A 22,070-nucleotide genomic window follows, 5' to 3' on the forward strand; every position below is an offset into this window, starting at 1 on the left:
CTCTTCTCCGGGCGGGCAGGGCTTCGCCCTGCCAAAAAAACGCGGTTTTCGGCGCGTTTCCGGCGGCTGTGCCGCCGCGTCAGGCTCTCGCCTGACGTTGCAAGTCATTTCATAAATGACTTCCAGTTTTTCAGACTGCTTTACCCGCAGCGCTCTCGGGTCTGGCCATGAGCCGGGGCTTTTGTTTTTTCGACCCTCTACCGGCGGAGAGAATATGGAACGGCAGCGGCAGACCTTGCAAGGCATTTTTGACGCCGCGCTGGCTGCCGTGTCCCCTGACGGCGCGCTGTTGCGGCATCTGCGTCTGGAGGGCGACAGCCTGGTGGCCGACGGCCGCCCCTGGAACATTGCCAAGCGCAGGATCAGCGTGCTCGGGGCCGGCAAAGGGGTCGCGCCCATGGCCCGGGCCCTGGAGGATATGCTCGGCGGGCGGCTGGATGCGGGCTTTATTGTGGTCAAGTATGATCATGGCCTGCCCCTGAAGCGCATCACTCAGGCCGAGGCCGCGCATCCCGTGCCCAATGCCGCCGGGGTGGAGGCGAGCCGCCGCTTGCTGGAAATGGCCCGCAAGGCAGGGGAGCGGGATCTGCTGATCTGTCTGCTCACGGGCGGGGCCAGCGCCCTGACGCCTGCGCCCGCGCCGGGCCTGAGCCTGGAGGATGTGCAGCGCGTCACGGATCTGCTTTTGCGCTGCGGCGCGACCATTCAGGAACTGAACGCGGTGCGCAAGCATCTTTCCGTGTTCGGAGGCGGGCAGCTCGCCCGGGCTGCCGCGCCCGCCGCAATGCTCAGCGTCATAGTCTCGGACGTGGTGGGCGATCCCCTGGACGTCATCGCCTCCGGGCCCACCGCGCCGGATGTGACCAGCTTTGAGGACTGCGTAAAAATTCTCGCGCGCCACGATCTGACAGAACGTCTGCCCCTGGCCGTGCGTCAGCGGCTGACAAACGGCTTGGCCGGACGCGTCGAGGAAACGCCCAAACCCGGCGATCCTCTGTTCTCGCGCGTGCAGAATATTTTGTCGGCCACCAATCGCCAGGCCCTGGACGCCGCGGCCCGGGCCGCCGAGCGCCTCGGCTGCGCGCCGTGCATCCTCACGGATCGGCTCATGGGCGAGGCCCGGCACAAGGCCGCGGAACTGGTGGAAGAAGCCCTGCGCCGCGCCTCGGCTCTGCTGCCCGGCGACAAGCCGCTCTGCCTCCTGGCAGGGGGGGAAACCACGGTGACCATCCGGGGCCGGGGAAAAGGCGGCCGCAATCAGGAAATGGCCCTGGCCGCGGCCCTTGCCCTGGAAAATACGCCCCATGTCTGCGGCTTGTTTGCCGGAACGGATGGCACGGACGGCCCCACCGAGGCCGCGGGCGGCTTTGCCTTTGCCGGCAGCGTGGCGCGCATGGGCGGCCGCCGGCAGGCCCTTGCCCTGCTGGAGGACAACAACAGCAACGCGGCTCTGGCCCGAAGCCGGGATCTGCTGATCACCGGGCCCACGCGCACCAATGTCATGGATCTGGCCGTGCTGCTGGTGGAGCGGCCGCGCTCGCCGCATAACATCATTCAAAAATGAGTATTTTATCACTTCTGAAATATTTTTTTCGCCCAGACTTTTTTCGGGCTTGACAGCGTTCCACGATAACAGTAATCTTTACTGAATTATGGAGGCGGCTATGGCTCAGGCTCAAACTCGAATGACACGGCAACGCGCCGTGATCCTGGAAGAATTGCGCAAAACCAAAAGCCATCCCACTGCGGACGAGCTTTACAGCATCGTGCGCGAGCGCCTGCCGCACATCAGTCTCGGCACGGTGTACCGCAATCTGGATTTTCTGGCGGACAGCGGCGAAATACGACGCCTGGAGGCCGCAGGCTCCACGAAACGCTTTGACGGCGATATTTCCTGGCATCAGCATGTGCGTTGCGTGCATTGCGGGCGCATCGGCGACGTCATGCAGCCCCTGGCCGCTCCGCCCGTGGACGGCATCCAGGTGCGCGGCTTTTCCGCCATTGTGGGGGCGCGCATTGAATTTGACGGCGTGTGCGAGGCCTGCGCGAGCCGCCGCGAGGCCGGGCAACAGGACTGATGCGACGCGAGTGAACTCTGCAAGTGGGCCGCAGAAGGCAGGCAGGGCGAACTTCGCGCACAGGCAAAAACGCTACATGCGTAAAAAACGGCGGACCGCGGAAAATTTTTACCGCGGCCCGGAACGCGGCTTGTTGTTTCAGGAAAATAAGGTTATCTACTTAAAAGTTTCCGGGCTTACCCCAAAAATCGCCAAGGAGTTTAGAACATGGCAGAGAATAAAGAAGATCGTAAGGCAAAAGTGATTGAAGTACTCAATAAGGCCCGCAGCAGGGAGCTGAACGCCATCCACCAGTATATGAATCAGCACTATAGCCTTTCCGACAAAGACTACGGCGAACTGGCCGCCAGCATGAAGCTGATCGCCATTGACGAAATGCGCCATGCCGAGGATTTTGCCGAACGCATCAAGGTTCTGGGCGGCGAGCCCACGATCCACAGGGAGGGCACTGTGGAGATGGGCCAGGAAGTTCCCGCCATTTACGAATGCGACGTGGATATGGAAGACAACACCATCGCGGCGTACAACGAGTTTATCAAAGTCTGCAACGAGAATGCCGACGTTGTGACCGCCCGCCTTTTTGAGCGGATCATTGATGAAGAGCAGGCTCATCTGAGCTATTACGAGAATATTTCCAGGCATCTGAAAACCCTGGGCGACACGTATCTGGCCAAAATCGCGGGCACGCCTTCCGATACCGGGCCTTCCAAGGGCTTTGTGACGCCCGAGCCCGCGGCTGACTAGAGCATATTGCTTTTGAAACGCTCGCTCCGGCGCTTAACGGCGAAAGTAAATTTCGCCTGCGCCTTCGCGGCGGGCATGGCTTCGCCCTGCCAGAGCGTTTAGCTAATTTCATTAGCAAAACGCTCTAGCGCGCGAACTGCACGGAGATTGTCATGTCCGACCCTGAGAATATCTGGCGCTGCCAGGTGACGAATTGCGGGTATATGTATGATCCCGATCGCGGCGACAAGCGGCACAAAATTCCGCCGGGAACCGCATTCGAGGATCTGCCGGAGGACTGGCGCTGCCCGGTCTGCGGAGCCGCGAAAAAGAGCTTCCGGCGTTTGAGTGATGAAAAATAGGCCTTGTTTCTGATGTGAGGCGCTTTGCCTTTCCGGCAGGGCAAACAGGCTTTTTGCGGGAAGAGTGCGCTCCGGCCTCAGCCGTTGGCGGCATAGCCGCCTTGCGGATGCGGGCAGAGAGTTATGGGCCGCTCCTTTTGCAAACAGCGCGGCCTGACCAGGCAGAAAGCAAAAGAATCCGTAAGCAAAGCCCCTAGAGCGGTTTGCTGTTTTCAACAGCAAACCGCTCTAGCTCATTTCATGAGCAAACCGCTCTAGAGCAGATTACCTTTGACTTTTTATGAAAGTCAAAGGTGGCATTCAGGCGAAAAACGCGGTTTTCGCCTGAATGTACGCCGCGTTGCGGCGGCTGCCGCTTTCGCGTCAGCAGAGCATTTTCAAAGTGAAAATGCTCTAAAAAAGCGCAGGGCAGCATTGGCGCGCATCCGCCGCAGGTCAGGGCTGAAATTTTTTTGATCGTAACTAACCTGTTGAAATAAAATATTCTTTTATTTTTATAGAAAAAAAATTAAAAAAAATCCGCCTTACCCCCTTTTCAAGATGCCAGATTGTCTTATTTGTATGCCGGTGCGGGGCCGTGCAACGGAACTATGCCCGCTGCGGCCCGACACGCGCAAGAGTATCGGCGCGCCTCACTGTTCGGCCGCCGCCTATGCCCCTGAGGGCAATAAAAACTTTTCCGGGAGGATTTGACGTTATGAAGCTGAAACCCCTTAACGATCGTGTGCTGGTCAAACGCCTTGAGTCTGAAGAAAAGACCGCCGGCGGTCTGTACATTCCTGACACGGCCAAAGAAAAGCCCTCCAAGGGCGAAGTTGTGGCCGTGGGTCCCGGCAAGATCGCGGAAAACGGCTCCCGCATCGAAATGGCGGTGAAAAAGGGCGAGCAAGTGCTCTTTAACAAGTACGCCGGCACGGAAATCAAGCTGGACGGCGTCGAACACCTGGTCATGCGCGAAGAGGACATCCTCGCCATCATCGACTAATGCGGGATCGTGTTCCGCCACGCGCCGGATGCCGTTTCCGGCCGTGCAGGCGGGCAACACCCGCGTACTGCCGACGCAGGAGCATGCATCAGGCGCTTTTGCAGCCTGCCGCTCCGAAGTAGCCGAATCACCACTCAGGAGGAAATCTGAAAATGTCTGCCAAAGAAATCTTGTTTGATGTTAAAGCCCGTGAAAAACTTGCCCGTGGCGTGGATAAGCTTGCCAATGCCGTTAAAGTGACTCTCGGCCCCAAGGGCCGCAATGTTGTGCTTGAAAAATCTTTTGGCGCGCCGGTCATTACCAAGGACGGCGTGACTGTGGCCAAAGAAATCGAACTGGACAACAAGTTTGAGAACATGGGCGCCCAGCTCGTCAAGGAAGTGGCCTCCAAGACTTCCGACGCCGCCGGCGACGGCACCACCACGGCCACCATCCTGGCCCAGGCCATTTATCATGAAGGCATCAAGCTGGTTGCCGCGGGCCGCAATCCCATGGCCATCAAGCGCGGCATCGACAAGGGCGTGGAATCCCTGATCAGCGAGCTGGCCAACCTTGCCAAGCCCACCCGCGATCAGAAGGAAATCGCCCAGATCGGCACTATTTCCGCCAATGCCGATGCCACCATCGGCAACATCATTGCCGAGGCCATGTCCAAAGTGGGCAAGGAAGGCGTGATCACGGTCGAAGAAGCCAAGGGCCTGGAAACCACCATGGACGTGGTGGAAGGCATGCGCTTTGACCGCGGCTACCTCTCCCCCTATTTCGTGACCAACGCGGAGAAGATGATCTGCGAGATGGACAATCCCTACATCCTGTGCACGGAAAAGAAAATTTCCAGCATGAAAGACATGCTGCCCGTGCTGGAGCAGGTCGCCAAGGTCAACCGTCCGCTGATGATCATTGCCGAGGATGTGGAAGGCGAAGCCCTGGCCACCCTGGTGGTGAATAAACTGCGCGGCGCTCTGCAGGTGGTGGCCGTCAAGGCTCCCGGCTTCGGCGACCGCCGCAAGGCCATGCTTCAGGATATCGCCGTGCTGACCGGCGGCCAGGTGGCTTCCGACGACACCGGCTCCAAACTTGAAAACATGACCCTTTCCGAGCTCGGCACTGCCAAGCGCGTGGTCATTGACAAGGAAAACACCACCATTGTGGACGGCGCCGGCAAGAGCGATGCCATCAAGGGCCGCGTGAAGCAGATCCGTGCCCAGATTGAAGACAGCACTTCCGACTACGACCGCGAGAAGCTTCAGGAACGCCTGGCCAAGCTGGTGGGCGGCGTGGCCGTGGTGCATGTGGGCGCTGCCACTGAAGTGGAAATGAAAGAAAAGAAGGATCGCGTCGAAGACGCCCTCAATGCCACCCGCGCCGCCGTGGAGGAAGGCATTGTGCCTGGTGGCGGCACCGCTCTGATCCGCGTGTCCAAGGTTCTTTCCGACATCAAGCCTGCTGACGACGACGAGCTTGCGGGTGTGAACATTATCCGCCGCGCCATTGAAGAGCCGCTGCGCCAGATCGCCCACAATGCGGGCTTTGAAGGTTCCATTGTGGTTGAGAAAGTGCGCCAGGGCAAAGACGGCTTTGGCTTCAACGCCGCCACCGGCGAATATGAAGATCTGATCAAAGCCGGCGTCATCGACCCCAAAAAGGTGACGCGCACGGCCCTGCAGAACGCCGCCTCCGTGGCGTCCCTGCTGCTGACCACCGAATGCGCCATTGTCGAAAAGCCCGAGCCCAAGAAAGACGCCCCGGCCATGCCCGATATGGGCGGCATGGGCGGCATGGGCGGCATGTACTAGAACCTGTTAACGCCATAGAATTTTTGCTCGCCTGTCAAGGAAGATAAGCTTGCTTTGAGAGTGTACTTTTCGTACTCGACCGAAAAAACAAGTGAATCTGACAGAGCAGGCGGGCAAAAAGGATAGCGTTCAGGCCGTAAGCCGTTTTACGCGCTCCAAGGCCGAAAGCGCCTTGGGCTGCCTTCTAAAAGCAAAGCCTCCGCGAAACCCGCGGAGGCTTTGCTTGCGTCAAGAGACAGGCGCAGGCGAAATGTGCTTACGCCGTTACGCGTCGGAGCGAGCGTTTTAAAAGCAATATGCGCGAAAGGAAGGAGACAAATATGCCTATCTGAGCACAATCGGCAATATTGCTATAAGGAGGGCGGTACAGGCAACCACAATGCCGCCAAGCCTGATAGTAAGACGCAATTCCAGCTCCTTAAGATCACGCTTGGTCTCTAAGGAATGTTCAATGACGCCGCGCAACGCAGTAGCCTGGATTTTGGCTTGCTCTTCCGGCACTCCAGCGGGCTTTAAGCTGTTCAAAATAATCAAGGCTGTCAAATGTGGTGGTGGTCATACGGCCTCCTGTTTTCACGAGTCATAGATAACCATTTTCCCGGCCTCTGTCCAACGGCCCGTCAATGGGAGAAATTCACGTTTTCAATGAAAGCGATATACTAGAGCATTTTCACTTTGACAATGCTCTGCTGACGCGGAAGCGGCAGCCGCCGCAACGCGGCGTACATTCAGGCGAAAACCGCGTTTTTCGCCTGAATGCCACCTTTGACTTTCATAAAAAGTCAAAGGTAATCTGCTCTAATTTCAACAGCAAACCGCTCTAAGATACTACTTAGAGAGATAGGATTTCTGTCAAAATCCGTTTGGATGCACCTTGTTGTGCAGGACAGTATTATCTATAAGCAGTTTTTTGTTTTCAAGCAAAAGATGCCGTCTGTCTTCTTCCATTTTGTCAATCAGCTTTTCCATCCACATGCAGTGTGGGCAGCCCGGTAACTGGATGGGCGGTCCATCACTGTCACGGGGAGGAACGTCGTCGGCTCTTTCTTCCACTCCCCCCTGATATTTGGCGCCTTCTCCCGTAAGGAGCCATTTGATTTCAATACGCTCCAATACGCAGATCGTCATCAGAATTTTTGCATTGGGCGAGCTTTTGTCATGTTCGTAGCTGACCAAGGTCCCTTTGCTGATACCCAAAAAATGGGCAAAGACGTTTTGAGAGCGGCTGCCACGAACAGCGCGAATGCGTTTTCCAAGAGTCGCCATATCATTTTCCTGTATTGGGGGTAATTCTCATGCGTCGCAGGGATGCGCCCACAGTATCCGTACTGCCTTCGCGGGAATAGAGCCTTTTCTCTTTGAAAATGCTCTACTGACGCGAAAGCGGCAGCCGCCGCAACGCGGCGTACATTCAGGCGAAAACCGCGTTTTTCGCCTGAATGCCACCTTTGACTTTCATAAAAAGTCAAAGGTAATCTGCTCTAGTTAAAAAAGAATGGTTCCAGTGTGCCAGGGAGCCTTGCGGCCCAAAAAATCCACAGTTAACATTGAATAAATATATTGTTTTTTAGTAACCACGTTAGTGCAAGATCATGAACAGAAAGACATTGTGCAGTGCTCAGTATCGTTGAATCGTAAGATGCTTGTTGTGTAATATCGTGAGCGCATTGGTTTTTCCATAATATATACGGCACGTCATCTGGATCACGGAGATCTTTATATACATCTGGCATGATAGGAACGTGATCGCCGTAAAAACAGAGGGAAACAGGGAGCGATAATTTATTAAATGTTGTATGCAGCATGGATAACATCGTATCTACATTTTTGAGATGATAAAGATACGTATCGAGATCGCTATATATTTTATCTGGGAGGGTTGAATAAAATTTTTCAATTTCCATGTCTGGTATATGATCAAGTTGCAACGGGCCATGATTTTCCATAGTAATCGCAAATATGAAAAGAGGCTCTGTAGATTCTTTCAGGAGAGCAAGCAGCTTTTTGGCTACTTCCATATCACTGATGTAGGCGCTTGTCCGCAATGCTTTCTGAAATGTTCCGATATCAAGAAAGGCGTCAAAGCCCAGACGTGGCAGAACACATGTCCGCCCATAAAAATTCCCCCAATAGGGATGGATACAGATAGTACGGTATCCCAGGCTTTTTAAGAACAGAGGCAGAGCGTCCACTGACCATCCGCGTAGTACGGCCCGGTAGGGGTTGAAGCGGTGGACGCCCAGAGACTGTGCGGCAATCCCGGTCAGAAAGGAAAATTCCGTGCGTATGGTGTTGGCGCCCCAGGCAGGTACATCCAGGGGGCCCTGACAGACAGCTTCCATGCGTAAGGCGTCAAAATTCTGCAAGACGTCAGACCGGATGCCCGCAAACAGGTTGCGGGCATCGAAAAAGGATTCGCTCTGTATGGCGATCAGGTGAGGAAGCGGACGCGTCGCCGCCGCGGTCGCGGCGGTAAAGGGCGATCGTGCGTGCGGCAATGTGCGTGAGGCCAGGGCATAGAGCCAAAGCGATGGCAGGAGCCCCAGGGCCTGTAGATTCTCTTTTGGGTCAAAGGCCGCAAGTGAAATATGATTGCGCTGGCGCCAGAGCAGAGTCGCTGCGCTCAGCAGCAGGAGAAGGGCGCCGCCGAGCTGGCTCTGAAGAGAAAAACGGGATGCGGGAGGCTCCTCACTCCAGAAGCCCAACAGCGCCAGAGCGAAAAACAAGGCCGCCAGACAGAACTTTTTTAGCCCGAGAAAGGGCAGAAAAAGGCGAGGAAAGCGCAATGCATCAAGAAAATAGTCATAGTCCTGGGCGATAAAAGGCTCTCGCAGATTTTTGTATTTGGCGTTGCTGACGATTGTCAGCGTTATCAGGATGGCCGATACCGCGACAAAGGCGCACCAGGGCCGGCCAAGAAGTATGACAAAAATCGCATAGCAGAGACTCCACAGGCAGATATGCAGCAACCATGCCTTGACAGGGCGAAAGAGCCGGGGCCTGGGATGTAAAAATCGCTCTATTGCAACAGAAAGAAGAAGTCCCGCAAGGCCTGTCGCCCACACCTGCAGGAAGGCACGATCAACGATCATAACCAAAGATCCTCGCCAGGGGCATGGCCAGGCAGGCAGGCAGGAGGGCAAGCCCCCATATCCCGAGGTTGAGTGGGAAGGGAAAAGAGATTCGCGCGCGATCGAGGGCAAGACCACGCCTGATATGCCGGGCAGCGCGTTTCGGTTGCCAGAGGAAGGGTTTTGGACCCGGCATGGCGGAACACATGGGTGAGGCCACATATCCCGGCAGAATGACATTGACGTGGATGTTCTCAGAACGGAGCCAGCCGCGCAGGGAGTTGCCATAGGCTTTCAGGCCAGCCTTGGTAGCGCAATAGGTGGGCGTTGCGGGCAGACCATAGTAGGCGGCAAGGGAGCTCACGATGGCCAGCTGGCCGCCGCCTTTTTTGCGGAAGGCAGGCAGGGCGCTGTCCACCAGGGCCATGACAGAGAGCAGGTTGACTTCTACCAGGCTTCTGACATCCTCAAAAGGTTCTCCCTCGCCACGGGGGCCGATATTGGCGTTCAGGCCCGCATTGGCGATGATGAGATCCGGGGTCTGCTCCGTACAGCAGGCGGCCATCCACTGCCGCACGTCGTCGGCCTTGCGCAGATCCATGCAACAGGTCTGGACATCGCTCCCCCTGGCCCGGCAGCGCGCGGCAAGGTCTTCCAGAGCATCCTCTCGCCGCCCGAGCAGCACAAGCCGCATACCGGGAGATGCATACTCCAGGGCCAGCGCCGTGCCCAATGCCCCGGTCGCCCCGGTGATGAGCACGCTCCCGGGCTGAAAGCGCTTCCGCTGGTCACTCCATGAAAAGAAGAGCGTGAGGGAAAAGCCGGAGAAGGCAAGACCGCTGTAGAGGGAGATCCAGTAGTTTTCATTCCACAGTCCGGCACTGAAAGAGGCAAGCGCATAGCACAAAGAAAATACTTCCAGCCAGACGAGCCGTCTGTTGATGGCGGGGTGACGTATCTTTTGGCGACCGCAGCCCTTGGGGGTCCGGTGGAACGCGCCGTCGATCCCCGCGGCTACCTGGACGGCGGCACTGAAGTAGTAAAGGGAAAGGGGGAAGTGCATGATGACATAGCCGAAGGCGCTGCCAAGACGCCGGATCAAGGACGCCCCCTGGCTGCCGTTGGCAGTATTATACCAGGCCCAGACAAGGGCCGCCCCCAGGAAGAGACTGCAGCAGAGGTGGAAGAACGGACCAGGCTCGAACAGCAGGCCCACCGGCAGGCACAGCAGCAGAATGCAAAAGAATGCGGCCAGGAGCAGCGCGGAAAACATGAGCGAGCACGCGTACAGCCGTGCCAGCAGGGGCATGGGCGTCGCGAACATGCGCCGGATATGTCTTGCGGCATTCTGGATCAGGCCCCGGGCCCAGCGCTGCCGCTGTACGCGGAACGCTGCCATGGACTCCGGGAATTCGGCCCTGGAGGTCACATCGCCCAGCCAGATATATTTCCAGTTTTTCAGTTGGGCCGAGTAGCCCATATCCACATCTTCCGTAATGGTGGCGGCGCTGATGCCTCCGATGGCGTCGATACAGCTCCTGCGCCAGACACAGGACGACCCGGTCAGCGAGGCCATGAGGCCCTCCCGGGAAAGTCCGGACGTCACATCTTCCTTGTGGCCGGCTTCCATGGCCTGAAAACGCGTCAGGAAGCTCGCATCCCGGTTGACATGTTCGATGCCTGTCTGCAGAAAGCCCACCTTGTCATCCTCAAAACAGGGCATGACTTTGAGCAGGAAGTCGGCAGGGGGCAGGCAGTCGGCATCGAAAATGGCGATGAAATCTCCCCTGGCCAATGTCAGGCCGAAGGCAAGGTTACCGGCCTTGTAGCCGATACGCCTGTTCCGCCGGGCGTGTCTGACGGGGACGCCCGGCGCTTTGTACCGGGCGAGATGACGGTCAGCCAGCGCGCAGGTCTCGTCTGTGGAGTCGTCCAGCAGCAGGATATCCAGACGTTCCCGGGGATATTGCAGGGCGCAGGCGGCGTCGATGATCTTATGGACAATCCGTTTTTCGTTGTAGACAGGCAAAAGCACGCTGACCATAGGCCACTCTGTGGTGTCTGGAGCAGGGGAGGAAAACATGGTGATAAAGCGCACTGCCTGATCCTTGCCGGCATTGCGCACGGAGCGGGCCTCAAGAAGCGCATGGAGGAGGAACAGGACTGCCAGAAGAGCGAGAACTGCCTGCACGATCAGAAAAAACATGTCTGTACCTGAAAAATTTTAAAAGTTGACTGTGTCTGCCAGCTGTTCAAGTCTGTGCTGCCAGGTATGGCGGCTGCGGACGTAGGCCGCGCCAGCCGCTGCCCGCTCTTTGTCTTCATGGGCAGGGCCCGCGGCCAGTCGGGCAAGAAGCTCCCGCGCCTGGGGGGCATCGCGCACGATATGGCAAAAATCCCGAAAAGATCGCTCCACGACCGGGCTGCTGTTGGTGACAAGGATGCCGCCGCAGGCAAGGATCTCCAGCAGGCGCCGTGAGTACATGGTCTCGGAATCCGTGATGGAATTGACATTGAGCGAGATCGCGTAGCGCTTGTACACCGCTCCTGTTTCCGTATAGGGCACTTGCGGATGCAGATGCAGACCGGCATCGGCGGGAAAGCGGAACTCAAGAAAATGGGACAGCCTGTTGCTGTTTCTGTCATACACATGCAAGGGCAGAGTGATGCTTTTGCATGCCTCGAAGATCATGCCCAGGAACTGACGCCTTTCATTGAGGATGTGCCGGTAATAGCTGCCGACGAAACAGGCCTCGTTCCTGACAAAGGAAAAGCCCGTGAAGTGGTGGAATGCCGGTTGATAGGGCATGGACAGGAGGCCGACCGTCGTATCGGAGGGAACTTCCTGCCGGTAGCGTGGCAAGCATCTGCTGTCGGTTGTAAAGACATACTGAAAATTGCGCGCCACATCGATAAAGGCATCAAAAAAAGCGCCGTCATCCTTGTTCCAGAAGAGCGTGGGGAGCCCCCGATCCCGGGCATACCTGACCAGGGCGAAGATGGCGCCGGGCCTGTGCCAGTTGATAGAGCGGGGCTGTTTGGCAAGCATGTAGCGCCATTCCCCCCCGACGCCATGAAAGGCGGACTCCACGAAGACAAGGTCAGGACGCCAGTTGCGGAGGATATCCTTGTAGTTCCGCGGTGTCATGCAGCGGACACGGGCATCGGCAGACAGGCTGACGGCCGTAAAGAAATCCGTCACAAGCGCGATTTTGAGGCGGCCGAAGGGACCTGTGCGGGGGGTGTCCTGCGGGACGGCAGGGGGCTGATAGACAAAATGCCCTATGGTACGGATCAACGCGCCAAGCATGTCTTTTCTCCGAGGATGGACGGGACAAAGTGTTGCCACTGGCGGCATGAGACGATCCGCTCCCTTCCCTTATGCGCCATAGCTGCGCAGCGGGCAGGAGCCGCGAATGCGGCGGCCAGCACTTGGGCCAGATGGGCCGCGTCCCCGGAGCGGAAGAACCAGCCGGCAGATCCGGCCTCGTCACGAAAGACCGGCAGATCCGGCACGATAACAGGTTTTTCCAGAGCCATGGCTTCCGCCAGCTTGAGCGGCGGGACGATTTCGCAGACAGTGAACGGCTTGCGCGGGATGCAGATCAGGCTGCAACGGGCCAGGCGGGCGCGGGCCTCTTCTGGCGAGAGCCTGCCGCCAAAACGCACGGCGGCATCAAGGTCAAGCTCCGTTGTCAGGCGTTGCAGCTCTTCGCGGGCTTCCCCGTGTCCCGTGATCTCCAGACGCGCCGCCATGCCGGACTGCCGCAGCAGTCGCAGGGCATGGAGCAGGGTATCCAGCCCCTCATAGTTGATGAGCGAACCGGCATAACCGATGGTGAGCGGCTGTGCGGGCAGATGCGCGGGGCAGATGCGCCCGGCATCCACGCAGTTGGGCAGCAGATGCAGGCGGTCTTCGGGTATGCCCCAATGTTCCCGGGCATAGCGGCCGAGCTGGGCGGAAATGACGAAAACCCTGTCGGCATGGGCCGCCACAAAGCCTTCCAGCGCGAGGCCGAGCCTGAAGTTGCGCGACTGCGCAAAAGCCGGTTGCCGGGCAATACGGGTCAGCTCCCACAGGCCGCGCATTTCGTACTGGAAGGGGATGCCCAGACGCCGGGCGGCCAGAAGGGCGGGCAGGGCGTTGACATGGTTGGATGCGGCATGGATGCGGGCCACGCCCTCCTGCCGGGCATAACGCTCCAGGACAGTGGCCGCCTGCGCCGCATAGATCGCCGTGAAGCGGTTGTTGCGCGGGGCGGGGGCATGGACGTATGTCACCCCGTCCAGCAGGGTGCATTCCCCTTCGGGCAGGCAGAGACTGTCGCGCCTGTCCCGGGGATAGCCTGTACGGGTGGCGGCACGCAAATCCGCGCCACTGTTTTTCAGGGCATGCAAAAGTTCCTGGGTGCGCGACGTATAGCCGCTCACATGGTAGGGCAGACAACTGGCCGCCACATAGAGGATGCGCCCGGGCACAGCTGTCACAGGACGCCCTGGCTTTGCCCTGTGCAGCAGCAGCTGGAGCAAGCGCTCTGTCAGGCAACTGTGCAGCCGTGCGAAGGGGTTTTGCATAATATCAGGCCTTGTTGCCTGCCGGGAGTTCGGCTTTGGCCATGGACTCGGTATGCGTGAGGGCAATTTTGCCGCTATGGATCAGATCCAGCAGTTCCGCCGTGGTGATGACGTCACAGTCCTTTGTCAGGCGCTTCAAAAAACTGCGGTAGCCTTCGATGCGCGCGTCATCCTTGTAGACGCCGTGGCCGTTCTCGTCCCAGTACATCAGTGACCAGGAGTGCAGCAGAAAGACCATGAACGGCGTCCGCCGGCTGACGCTGCCCGGCAGAAAAGACGCCCACCACGGACGGTAGCGAAAGAACTTCGACTGCGGATACTGGAGCCTTGCCCACCAGTTCTTTTGCAGGCGGGGCAGGATGTATTTTTCCGACATGGGGATTTCTATCACGCCGTTTTCCCAGCGGAAGGGGGCATTGGTGGGCAGACTGTGCAGACACTGCGCATTGGAGACAGCGCACATGGAGTTGTTGAAGGACAGGGGGATCTTGTGCTTTGCCAGCGCGCGGAGGGTCCCGGCGTTCCAGCGGAAGGAGCCGGCGCGGAACGCCCGCAGGGGCCTGCCGAGGATAGCGGCAAGCATGCCGCCAAAATAGTCTATGACAAAGTCATCCTTGTCGTCCGCATACTGGTTCATGAAGCGCGGACGATAGTTGAACTGGAATTCGGGCCAGAAGTCTTCCGGCAGGTACTCGGGATGCGCGTGCATTTCCACATCCTGGCCGTCATGATCAAGCCAGCGCACGACGTCCTCCACTTCATCCCGACGCGCATACGCCCCGCACATGTCCACAAAAAAGACATGCTTGATGCCGAACTCGTTGCCCACGGCGCACATCTCACGCATACCGGCCGTACCGTTGGCATGTTCGCCCCAGATCAGACGGCGCACATGGTCCGTTTCCGCCCGGTTGGGCAGGGCTTCTGCATCGACTGTCAGGATGGCATATCTGTCTTTGCGCATATCAATCCGCTCGCTATCGCGCTCTATATTCTTATAATCGCGCCGGTCTCGGGCCAGGGCAGCAGGCCGGACGTTCCGGCGCGGATACTTCAAAAAAAAGGAGCAGGAGCAACCCGTTATGACGGGACAAGCCGCGCAAAGTCTTCCGCACCGCACAAACCGGCCGACAGTGGGACGGCCACAGCGTCACGGTAGCGCCAGGCAAGATAGCGCCGTTTCCGCCCGGCATACTCCGGGCCCGTACCGGGAATCTCCGGCAGGTATTCCACCAGCCAGCCCAAACGGGAATAGAAGGCGAAATCCGCCAGCGGCGTCACCAGCACGGGTATATAGGCCGGGCGTGCGGCCAGCAGACCTTGCAGGCCGCGGCAGGCCGCGCGGGAGGCGACTTTATCCGGCACATCCGACCAAATGAGCAGAATTTTGTTCCCGGCGGCAGGCGCATGCGTGAGGCCTGCCTGCCAGACCTGCTTTTGATAGCGGGCGCGGCTCAGGCCCAGGACCCGCAAAAGACGCCCCAGCTTTTGCAAACAGCGTTTGCGAAGCTCTGGCGCGGGCTTTTGCGGCAGCAGCTCGTAGCGCACCAGCAGGGCCCATTCCGGGGCGACTGCCCACTGCCGCAGACGGCGGCGCAGTTTTTCTGTTGCGTGCGGCAGTGTCATGGCCTCCTCACTGCTGCGCCAGTTGCCAGATAGCTTCGGCGGCAAGATCTGCCCCGTTGAGGGCAAGGGCGCAGGAAGCCTTGTTTTTCTGTTCCGCGCGCGCCAGCAGCTGCCGGACCGCCGTTTGGGCATCCGCGTCCGTCTCGCACGGGCTGACCACCACCGGCGCATGTGCCGCCAGCATGCGCGCCCGCGCCGTCTGATCATCCGTCAGCAGGGTGTTGGGGACGATCAGGCTGGGGATTTGCGCCTGCGCCACTTCGCAGCAGGTATTGTAGCCCGCTGCCCCCACAAAAATATCAAACGCCCGCAGATAGCGCGCCAACGGACAGACGGCCAGCGGCTGCACCGTGGCGGGCAGTTCCACATCCCGCACGGAAATGGGCGCACAGGCCCAGACCACGGTAAAACCGGCGTCCTGAACTTCCCGCACAAGGCGCAGGCCCGGCCCGCTCACGTCCTTGAGGTTGCCCGGTCCGAGGGAGAACAGGGCATAACGCCCTTCCAGCCGCAGACCCAGCTGTTCCCGGGCCGTCGTCCGCGGCAGAATGTCGTCATCATCCAGCAACAGCACCGGAGGCACATGCAGCTGGCGGACGCCCTCCGGCGTGCGTTCCTCCCCGGGCGTGCCGCCCAGTTCGCCGGGCCGGATCAGCAGGTCAAAGAGGCTTTTGTCCACCGGGACGGTTTTGGCGTTTTTTTTCAGCAAGCCCCGGTTTGACCAGACCAGCCTGAGCGGATGCCCATAGCCCCGACAGGCCGCCAGAAAGCCCTGAAAGGGCCATGTGCCGTCAAAGACCACCACATCCGGCCGGGTGCGCTCCAACATCATGCCGAAACGCGCGGCCAGCTCGCAGTTCCAGTCGTATGTGGCATTGACAGACCAAAGGGGCGAAACAAAATAGTCCCCTGCAAAACCCATCTCTTCCACCACTTCCATAGCTGACGACAGGGAAAAAAAGACACAGTCGGCTTTGTCCCGTAAACGGCGGGCATAGGCCAGACAGCGCGTCAGATGCCCCATGCCCGAGCCGTTGACGGGGAAGAAAAGAAAAAGTGGGCTAAGATTACACAAATTTTAATTCATTTAATTAATAGATTTTTGTTGGCTGATGATTTTTTGCAACGCATAATAATCTCTCATACTATGTATAAAGGCATCAATAATTTCAATTTTTTTGTGTGAAATTTCCATTCCTCCCCATTCTTCATGCATAAGTTGTTCAATAATTCGCACTATATATGGTAATGGAAGAACTAGATGCTTGTCTACGCCATCTAACTCTACAATAATAAACCATATATTATTGATTTTTTGTAATCCAAGACAATATTTTTTGTTATTCATTCTAAACAATGAATCAATTTGTATTTTGTCAGATGGAGATTGTATATTAGAATAAATACATATTTTTGATTTTTCTTCTTTTAAAATATCATATAGATAAAATCGATTGGCTAAAGAACTATCATCAAAATTTATACTCAAAGCAGACTCAAATTTTTTTCTTACATCTCTTCTTATATTTTGAAGGTATAATGGTATATCGAACTGAGGATTAAAAGCAAGGCATGTCGAGCCAGGAAATTTTCGAGTACACCACAAAGCTGCAAATCCACCATTGGACGATGAAATAATAGTTAAATCATTATATGAAATATTATATATCTCTAAAAATTTATTTATAATATCACATAATAAGTCAAGATAGTTAGTTTGCTTTTGGCCAAAGAAATAAGTTGGGGCAATTCCTGTTTCGTGTCTAGTTGGATCATCAATGCATAAAAACATACCATCAAATGTATTATACCAAGATACCCTATGAAAAATAGGATATGGTCTATTGCAAACACCAATAGCCGAAAGAGAAACATACAATTTTCTATATTGAGATGGTATAAAAAAAACTTCAAAAGATGTATTTTTTACTGATATGGACAGTCTATAAGTATCCTCTTTTGACAAATTAGCCAAACTCAGCTTTTTCGGTGACGCTGATAGAAGTACTTTCAACTCGGTATTATTCATATATATCTCCGATTGTATCCCTCAAACATGTTTATTTGACTGGAATCAATCAGTTTTATTATAACTTGATATATTTTTATAAACATTGCTTTGTTAAAAATCTGTAATCTTTACCCACATGCTATTGATCTGATTATTCTATATTTATATTTTTACATCATAAAATCAATATAGCATATTGTTTTGCGTACAGATGACAGCCTTTCCAGAATTTTTTGCAATTTCCATGGCTTGCTTCTCTTCAGACTCGACAAAAAGACAAAGATCATCCCTATATTTATAGTGTTCCCATTTAATTTTTGCGTGTGCATTTTGGATAATCCTTTCTTTTTTTGATGGCAAATTAAGCATTATAAGATGATTATACTTAACATTATTATTCATTAACCATGCCTCTGTCTGAGGTCTATATTTTTCAAGCCTCGATGTAATAATTGCACCTATAGTATAATTAGGAATAAATAACGGTTTTGCATTTATCAAGAAATTAATATAGTTATCTCCATCATCATTTTCTTCTTCCGTTGGATCAACACAGAGAACACCATCTATATCAAAGGCCCAGTGAATACAATGCGGGTGATTTAAATAATTCCATTCAAATATTCGAGGCATAGTTGTCTCATCAAAGTAAAAATCTACTAATAATTTTGATTTTTGTGTTGCGTATACAGCTGAATATACATAGTCTTCATGTAAATTATATTGTAGAAGCATATTCTTTGCTTTTTCTATAGATTTCCCGGATAGTATCGAATCGTCAATAACCATTATTTTACCTTTACGCGTTTCTATATTTCTCCCTGTCAATGTATTTTTTATCTTACATACAAATTCATTTATACTATATACTGGGATATTTAAAAAATTACCAATAATATATGCAGGAATCATTCCGCTACGTGGAATTCCAACGACCGAAGTAATATTTAATTCTCTCAATTCTGCTATTTTACTTTTGATTATGCCTATAAGATCATTATATGTTTTAAAATAATAATTTTGTCTATTTTTAAATTTTTTTATTTTTAACCATCCGTCAACGAGGTCTAACAATTTATCTTCGAAAGTTGAGATCGTCCCTTTTTGCAAAAAAACATTTCTAGCATTTTTTCCCATGATATAAGGGAGATCTCTATGGTCTAAAATATATTCAAGTATATTTTGAAGCGCATTACAATCTTCGTTGTCGAATACAAAAGAGCAACTGTTGTCCAATATTTCTTTTGCACCGACGTTTGTAGATACGATAACAAGTTTACCATGCATTAGGCCTTCTAATGCAACATTAGAAAATGATTCATCACGCGATGGAATAACAAAAATATTCATCTCGCTGAATAACTTCGTTTTTTTATCTTCATCACTAACTTCACCATGATCAATAATCCATGGTCTATTTAGCATATCTGCCAGACTATCTAAATATTTTCTAAAACAATTAAGTTTACGACCTACGATATGAATCTCGATATTTTTTTTATGTTTATCACTAAGATGATCGACTGCATTGAGTAAAATGTCCAGTCCTTTTCTAGCAGATATCGTTCCACAAAATAATATTTTTACTTTTTCTTTGATCAGATTTTCTTCTCCTGAATATTTATCTATAACAAAGTTTCTTAATTCTTGAACATATGGAGTATAATTTTTCCGAATAAAGTCTGCGGCATAATTACTAACACAAACTGTGAATGGATAGTTCATCAATTCTTTTTGTCTTCCAATGTGATATCCCGTAATATTTTGTGCCTCACGAATATACCATATCGTCGTTGCATATTTCTTTATTCTTTTTACAAAACATGATAAAGCAATAGTATTTGCAATAATAAGATCAAATGATTTAAAATAGTTCGAATTTTCTGTATTGTCTATTGTTTCTTGATCAATAATTTTTATTGTTATTCCGTTTTTTTCTATTTCTTTTCTGTAGTCCCCATCTACAGGAGATACTATTTCCACATGGTAAAAATTATTTAAGCAACTAGCCATCCTTAAAGAGCTACCAGGAGCCCCCGTATAGGTTAATTCATGTGTTATAATACAAATGCGTTTTTGATAATTAGGTTCTATTAAACTGTTAGAATTAATCTTATTTTTACATAATAGCACATTAGTACGATATATATTAAATCCAATTTTATCAGAAAGCATCTCATAGATAGCAAGAGATTCTTTGTAATTTCTATTTTTAAAAAGTTTAAAGGCTTTCTGTGAACTTAAATTATTTTCCATATTTTCCTCCTTATATTAATCTAAATTTAATATAGATAGCTTCTGGCCTGGTAGCGAATACGCTCAGGATCTTCATGGCCTTTTCTCGCAGGTACTATTGCTCGCGCTACTTGCCGGACGCCGTGCCCATGACAATACGCATCACCCGCGACAGCACCGCCGTATCAGGTTCAAACTGCGTCAGCATGTTTTTCAGCATCAGGGCTGTCCGCAGGGCAAGGGCGTCGGATTCCTTTTTTTGCGCATCCATCCGGCCTTGCAGAGCGGCCTGCGCTTCACGCGCCCGGGCTGCCTCCTGCCGGGCCTGGTCAGCCGCTTTTTGCAGCTCGGCTATCCGCTTATCGCGTTGCGTCAGCTCTTGTTTGCGTTCGCTACGCTCTTTGTTCAGCTGCGCTGTGGCGGCTTCCTGCTGCTTTTTGCTCTCCTCGGCGGCTTGTTTGAGCTTTGTCATGGTCGCCCGCAGTTGCCCGGCCTCATTCTGCGAGGCTTTCATCGTTTCCCGGGCCTGCCGGGCGCGCTCCTGTTTTGCTTCCTGCCGGAGGCGCGCAGCCTGTCGCTCTTCCGAATCACTCAGGCTGCTACCGGCAGGCAGCATGTCCAGCAGGGCTTCGGCGTTGAGGGCATCGCCGGCATCATACAGACGGAAGATCAGCCATTTGAGCCGGTAGGGCTGCGGGTCCGTCTCCCAGGCCAGGCGCGCAAGCTCGGCGGTCTGGCGGGCATCGGTCAGCATTATCTGCCGGGCCAGTGCCGTGTAGGCATTGGCCCGCATCACAGGGGAAAGAAAGACGGAGTCCAGCAGTTTTTCCACGGCTTCGGCACCGCCGGCGGCATGGGCGTCCAGCACCTTCTGGAAGCTCCTGCCCCCCAGCGCGGCCGGGGGCACGGTCTGGTCCAGGGCCTTCCACATTCTGCGCAGCCTGACCGGCAGGGCGATAAACGAGCCTGCGGAGCTGACCCCCGTGATGAGCATCCTGCCCAGACGGGCGGCAAGGCTGTTTGTGCCTTCCACCTGCAGAGCCGCCTGCTGTTGCGCCACCAGGGCGCGCAATTTCAGGTTTTCCGCCAGGGCTTCGCCGGCCTGGGGCGGGATGACCACAACAGAGCCGCCGGCGTCCGCGCCGCTGCCTTTGCGCTGCTCGCAGTCCTTGAGTTTGTGATAGTATTTTTCCAGCTCTTCCTGGACCACATGCAGCTGCTCGAACAAAAGCGCGTTTTCTTCCGTCAGTTCCTTGATGCGGGCGTCTTTGGCGTCAGCGCTTTGCGTTGTTTCCTGTGCGGCCATGACCTTTCTCCTTTGAGCATTTTGCTTTTGAAATTATTCAATTTCAAAAGCGGCGCTGCCATCATTTCGCCTGAAAAGCGTGGTTTTCAGGCTCATTCGGCGCGGGCGCCAGCTAACGCTGTCGCCAGAGCGGTTTAGCTCATTTCATCAGCAAACCGCTCTAGTCCACATGGTCCAGAATAACGGCTTTCAAAAGACCCACGATACCGAGCACAAGCAGCGTGATGCACAGGGTCGCGACCACGCCATAAATGCGCCGCGGCTGCCAGGCGTATTCCGCCAGGACAGGAACCTGCAACACGGAGACCTGTTTCAGGGCGCGGGCGGCGTCCATCCTGCCTTTTTCCAGCGCCACGAGCGATGTCTTGTAAAGATCCTGCTTGAAGTTCAGATCCAGCTGTAACAACTGCTCCTCTTCCATGAGCGAGTTGAGCGGTCTGCCGCTCGTGGAGGCCAGCTTGGCCTGTTCTTGCGCGATCTGCCGCTCCACGGCGGCAAGGGATTGTTGCAGGGATCTCCGGGTCGGATGGTTGCGATCCAGAGTGCGGGGCAGGGAAGCCAGCTGGGTCTGAAGATCGGTACGTTGCCCTTCCAGCTTGCCAATGATGGTGTGGATGCTCTCCACTGTGGCCCTGGGAGAAACAAGGCCCTTCTGGTTCTGGAAATCCAGCAGGGCCCTGCTGGCCTGCAACACCTGGGCGTGCGCCAGCGCTACCTGTTTTTCCAGAAACGCCACTTGCGTCCTGGCCAGGGCGTGGCTCATCTCATTCATGAAGCGCTCGCCCTCGTTGACCAGCATGTCGGCAATGGCCTTGGCCGTCCCGGCATCATAGGCCTGGGCGCTGATGCGCAGGACTCCCGCATAGTCATCGTATCCCACGGAAACGCGCGAGAGGTAGTGCCGATGAAACCATTCGATGGAGGCATCCCTGAACCAGAGGCGTGAGGCGAAATCCCGGCGCGAGTCGCTGTAGTGGGAGCGCAGATCCAGGGCCGCGTCCAGCTTGTTGAGCATGTCGACAGAGAGCAGATGCTCGCGCAGCAGCAGCTGGTCCGAGCTGTTGGCCTTGCCGATGCCGCCCAGCATGGTCGTCAGGTCAAAACCGGGGGCGGAAATCTGCTCCGTATTCTGGACGATAACGATGCCTTCCGACACATAGCGGTCAGAAGAAAACAGCCAGAAGCATGTGCTCAGCAGGCTCAGGAGCAGGATAGAACGCGCCAGCCAGCGGAAGAGCACGTTCACACGCAGCGCGCTTTGCCCCTCCTGTTCCCCTGCCTGGGGGAGAGACGTCATATTGG

21 protein-coding genes are annotated in these 22,070 nt (G+C 54.5%); 8 read left to right on the top strand and 13 right to left on the bottom strand.

The window, feature by feature from the left end; genetic code table 11:
- The first annotated feature begins 214 nt into the window (after window positions 1-214).
- From G7Y52_RS04255 to G7Y52_RS04270, 4 genes are all read left to right on the top strand, one after another.
- Window positions 215-1,564: a DUF4147 domain-containing protein gene (locus tag G7Y52_RS04255; protein ID WP_165066603.1), complete on the top strand. Its 1,350-nt coding sequence runs from the start codon at window positions 215-217 to the stop codon at window positions 1,562-1,564.
- Between the two features lie 100 nt (window positions 1,565-1,664).
- Complete coding sequence (locus G7Y52_RS04260; RefSeq protein ID WP_165066606.1) at window positions 1,665-2,078, top strand: transcriptional repressor; 414 nt, start codon at window positions 1,665-1,667, stop codon at window positions 2,076-2,078.
- Between the two features lie 207 nt (window positions 2,079-2,285).
- A complete protein-coding gene (locus tag G7Y52_RS04265) occupies window positions 2,286-2,822 on the top strand; it encodes a bacterioferritin (RefSeq protein WP_165066609.1) in 537 nt (178 codons plus the stop codon).
- A gap of 152 nt (window positions 2,823-2,974) precedes the next feature.
- Complete coding sequence (locus tag G7Y52_RS04270) at window positions 2,975-3,163, top strand: rubredoxin (protein ID WP_165066612.1); 189 nt, start codon at window positions 2,975-2,977, stop codon at window positions 3,161-3,163.
- A gap of 238 nt (window positions 3,164-3,401) precedes the next feature.
- Here the strand turns inward: G7Y52_RS04270 and G7Y52_RS04275 are convergent, their stop codons facing one another.
- Window positions 3,402-3,578, bottom strand: a complete 177-nt coding sequence (locus tag G7Y52_RS04275; protein ID WP_165066617.1) for a hypothetical protein — start codon at window positions 3,576-3,578, stop codon at window positions 3,402-3,404.
- Between the two features lie 282 nt (window positions 3,579-3,860).
- Here G7Y52_RS04275 and groES point away from each other — a divergent pair, with 282 nt between their 5' ends.
- The 3 genes from groES (at window position 3,861) to G7Y52_RS04290 (ending at window position 6,768) form a co-directional block, all read left to right on the top strand.
- Window positions 3,861-4,148, top strand: coding sequence for a co-chaperone GroES (gene groES, locus G7Y52_RS04280; protein ID WP_165066622.1), 288 nt, complete (start codon window positions 3,861-3,863; stop codon window positions 4,146-4,148).
- 152 nt (window positions 4,149-4,300) lie between these two features.
- On the top strand, window positions 4,301-5,944 hold the full coding sequence (gene groL, locus G7Y52_RS04285) for a chaperonin GroEL (protein ID WP_165066628.1): 1,644 nt from the start codon (window positions 4,301-4,303) through the stop codon (window positions 5,942-5,944).
- A gap of 623 nt (window positions 5,945-6,567) precedes the next feature.
- Window positions 6,568-6,768 (top strand): hypothetical protein, encoded by a 201-nt coding sequence (locus G7Y52_RS04290; protein WP_165066633.1) that lies wholly within the window; start codon window positions 6,568-6,570, stop codon window positions 6,766-6,768.
- A gap of 28 nt (window positions 6,769-6,796) precedes the next feature.
- Here the strand turns inward: G7Y52_RS04290 and G7Y52_RS04295 are convergent, their stop codons facing one another.
- Window positions 6,797-7,210 (bottom strand): helix-turn-helix transcriptional regulator, encoded by a 414-nt coding sequence (locus G7Y52_RS04295; RefSeq protein WP_165066638.1) that lies wholly within the window; start codon window positions 7,208-7,210, stop codon window positions 6,797-6,799.
- Between G7Y52_RS04295 and G7Y52_RS04300 the strand changes: the two genes are divergently transcribed.
- Window positions 7,188-7,433 carry a hypothetical protein gene (locus G7Y52_RS04300; protein ID WP_165066643.1) on the top strand — a complete coding sequence of 82 codons (246 nt, stop codon included), beginning with the start codon at window positions 7,188-7,190 and terminating at the stop codon, window positions 7,431-7,433. The genes G7Y52_RS04295 and G7Y52_RS04300 overlap by 23 nt on opposite strands.
- A 52-nt stretch (window positions 7,434-7,485) precedes the next feature.
- On the opposite strand, the gene G7Y52_RS04305 is transcribed toward G7Y52_RS04300, so the two are convergent.
- The 11 genes from G7Y52_RS04305 to G7Y52_RS04355 all read right to left on the bottom strand — a co-directional run bounded on the left by G7Y52_RS04305 (window position 7,486) and on the right by G7Y52_RS04355 (window position 22,065).
- Window positions 7,486-9,036: an LTA synthase family protein gene (locus tag G7Y52_RS04305; RefSeq protein WP_165066646.1), complete on the bottom strand. Its 1,551-nt coding sequence runs from the start codon at window positions 9,034-9,036 to the stop codon at window positions 7,486-7,488.
- Entirely contained in the window at window positions 9,026-11,221 is a 2,196-nt protein-coding gene (locus tag G7Y52_RS04310) for an SDR family NAD(P)-dependent oxidoreductase (protein WP_165066650.1), read from the bottom strand. Before G7Y52_RS04310 ends, G7Y52_RS04305 begins: the two co-directional genes overlap by 11 nt.
- Before the next feature lie 18 nt (window positions 11,222-11,239).
- Window positions 11,240-12,325: a glycosyltransferase gene (locus tag G7Y52_RS04315; protein ID WP_165066654.1), complete on the bottom strand. Its 1,086-nt coding sequence runs from the start codon at window positions 12,323-12,325 to the stop codon at window positions 11,240-11,242.
- On the bottom strand, window positions 12,310-13,503 hold the full coding sequence (locus G7Y52_RS04320) for a glycosyltransferase (protein ID WP_206215184.1): 1,194 nt from the start codon (window positions 13,501-13,503) through the stop codon (window positions 12,310-12,312). The genes G7Y52_RS04315 and G7Y52_RS04320 overlap by 16 nt, the downstream gene beginning before the upstream one ends.
- 91 nt (window positions 13,504-13,594) lie before the next feature.
- Window positions 13,595-14,554 (bottom strand): polysaccharide deacetylase, encoded by a 960-nt coding sequence (locus G7Y52_RS04325; protein WP_165066660.1) that lies wholly within the window; start codon window positions 14,552-14,554, stop codon window positions 13,595-13,597.
- Window positions 14,555-14,670: 116 nt separating this feature from the next.
- Window positions 14,671-15,216, bottom strand: a complete 546-nt coding sequence (locus G7Y52_RS04330; RefSeq protein WP_165066663.1) for a hypothetical protein — start codon at window positions 15,214-15,216, stop codon at window positions 14,671-14,673.
- 7 nt (window positions 15,217-15,223) lie between these two features.
- Window positions 15,224-16,291 (bottom strand): glycosyltransferase, encoded by a 1,068-nt coding sequence (locus tag G7Y52_RS04335; RefSeq protein ID WP_206215185.1) that lies wholly within the window; start codon window positions 16,289-16,291, stop codon window positions 15,224-15,226.
- A 12-nt stretch (window positions 16,292-16,303) separates the two neighbouring features.
- Window positions 16,304-17,245: a hypothetical protein gene (locus G7Y52_RS04340; protein ID WP_165066666.1), complete on the bottom strand. Its 942-nt coding sequence runs from the start codon at window positions 17,243-17,245 to the stop codon at window positions 16,304-16,306.
- A gap of 165 nt (window positions 17,246-17,410) precedes the next feature.
- Entirely contained in the window at window positions 17,411-19,483 is a 2,073-nt protein-coding gene (locus G7Y52_RS04345; RefSeq protein ID WP_165066669.1) for a glycosyltransferase, read from the bottom strand.
- Between the two features lie 106 nt (window positions 19,484-19,589).
- Window positions 19,590-20,768, bottom strand: coding sequence for a hypothetical protein (locus G7Y52_RS04350; RefSeq protein ID WP_165066672.1), 1,179 nt, complete (start codon window positions 20,766-20,768; stop codon window positions 19,590-19,592).
- Between the two features lie 160 nt (window positions 20,769-20,928).
- Window positions 20,929-22,065 carry a hypothetical protein gene (locus G7Y52_RS04355; RefSeq protein ID WP_206215186.1) on the bottom strand — a complete coding sequence of 379 codons (1,137 nt, stop codon included), beginning with the start codon at window positions 22,063-22,065 and terminating at the stop codon, window positions 20,929-20,931.
- Window positions 22,066-22,070 lie beyond the last annotated feature (5 nt).

Origin of the sequence: Desulfovibrio sp. ZJ200 (assembly GCF_011039095.1) — a bacterium.
GTDB lineage: Bacteria > Desulfobacterota > Desulfovibrionia > Desulfovibrionales > Desulfovibrionaceae > Desulfovibrio.

Bases quoted from the DNA above. Each gene is read 5' to 3' on its own strand.
- G7Y52_RS04255 (WP_165066603.1), top strand. From the start codon at position 215: ATGGAACGGCAGCGGCAGACCTTGCAAGGCATTTTTGACGCCGCGCTG.
- G7Y52_RS04260 (WP_165066606.1), top strand. From the start codon at position 1,665: ATGGCTCAGGCTCAAACTCGAATGACACGGCAACGCGCCGTGATCCTG.
- G7Y52_RS04265 (WP_165066609.1), top strand. From the start codon at position 2,286: ATGGCAGAGAATAAAGAAGATCGTAAGGCAAAAGTGATTGAAGTACTC.
- G7Y52_RS04270 (WP_165066612.1), top strand. From the start codon at position 2,975: ATGTCCGACCCTGAGAATATCTGGCGCTGCCAGGTGACGAATTGCGGG.
- G7Y52_RS04275 (WP_165066617.1), bottom strand. From the start codon at position 3,578: ATGCTGCCCTGCGCTTTTTTAGAGCATTTTCACTTTGAAAATGCTCTG.
- groES (WP_165066622.1), top strand. From the start codon at position 3,861: ATGAAGCTGAAACCCCTTAACGATCGTGTGCTGGTCAAACGCCTTGAG.
- groL (WP_165066628.1), top strand. From the start codon at position 4,301: ATGTCTGCCAAAGAAATCTTGTTTGATGTTAAAGCCCGTGAAAAACTT.
- G7Y52_RS04290 (WP_165066633.1), top strand. From the start codon at position 6,568: ATGGGAGAAATTCACGTTTTCAATGAAAGCGATATACTAGAGCATTTT.
- G7Y52_RS04300 (WP_165066643.1), top strand. From the start codon at position 7,188: ATGCGTTTTCCAAGAGTCGCCATATCATTTTCCTGTATTGGGGGTAAT.
- G7Y52_RS04295 (WP_165066638.1), bottom strand. From the start codon at position 7,210: ATGGCGACTCTTGGAAAACGCATTCGCGCTGTTCGTGGCAGCCGCTCT.
- G7Y52_RS04305 (WP_165066646.1), bottom strand. From the start codon at position 9,036: ATGATCGTTGATCGTGCCTTCCTGCAGGTGTGGGCGACAGGCCTTGCG.
- G7Y52_RS04310 (WP_165066650.1), bottom strand. From the start codon at position 11,221: ATGTTTTTTCTGATCGTGCAGGCAGTTCTCGCTCTTCTGGCAGTCCTG.
- G7Y52_RS04315 (WP_165066654.1), bottom strand. From the start codon at position 12,325: ATGCTTGGCGCGTTGATCCGTACCATAGGGCATTTTGTCTATCAGCCC.
- G7Y52_RS04325 (WP_165066660.1), bottom strand. From the start codon at position 14,554: ATGCGCAAAGACAGATATGCCATCCTGACAGTCGATGCAGAAGCCCTG.
- G7Y52_RS04330 (WP_165066663.1), bottom strand. From the start codon at position 15,216: ATGACACTGCCGCACGCAACAGAAAAACTGCGCCGCCGTCTGCGGCAG.
- G7Y52_RS04340 (WP_165066666.1), bottom strand. From the start codon at position 17,245: ATGAATAATACCGAGTTGAAAGTACTTCTATCAGCGTCACCGAAAAAG.
- G7Y52_RS04345 (WP_165066669.1), bottom strand. From the start codon at position 19,483: ATGGAAAATAATTTAAGTTCACAGAAAGCCTTTAAACTTTTTAAAAAT.
- G7Y52_RS04350 (WP_165066672.1), bottom strand. From the start codon at position 20,768: ATGGCCGCACAGGAAACAACGCAAAGCGCTGACGCCAAAGACGCCCGC.
- G7Y52_RS04355 (WP_206215186.1), bottom strand. From the start codon at position 22,065: ATGACGTCTCTCCCCCAGGCAGGGGAACAGGAGGGGCAAAGCGCGCTG.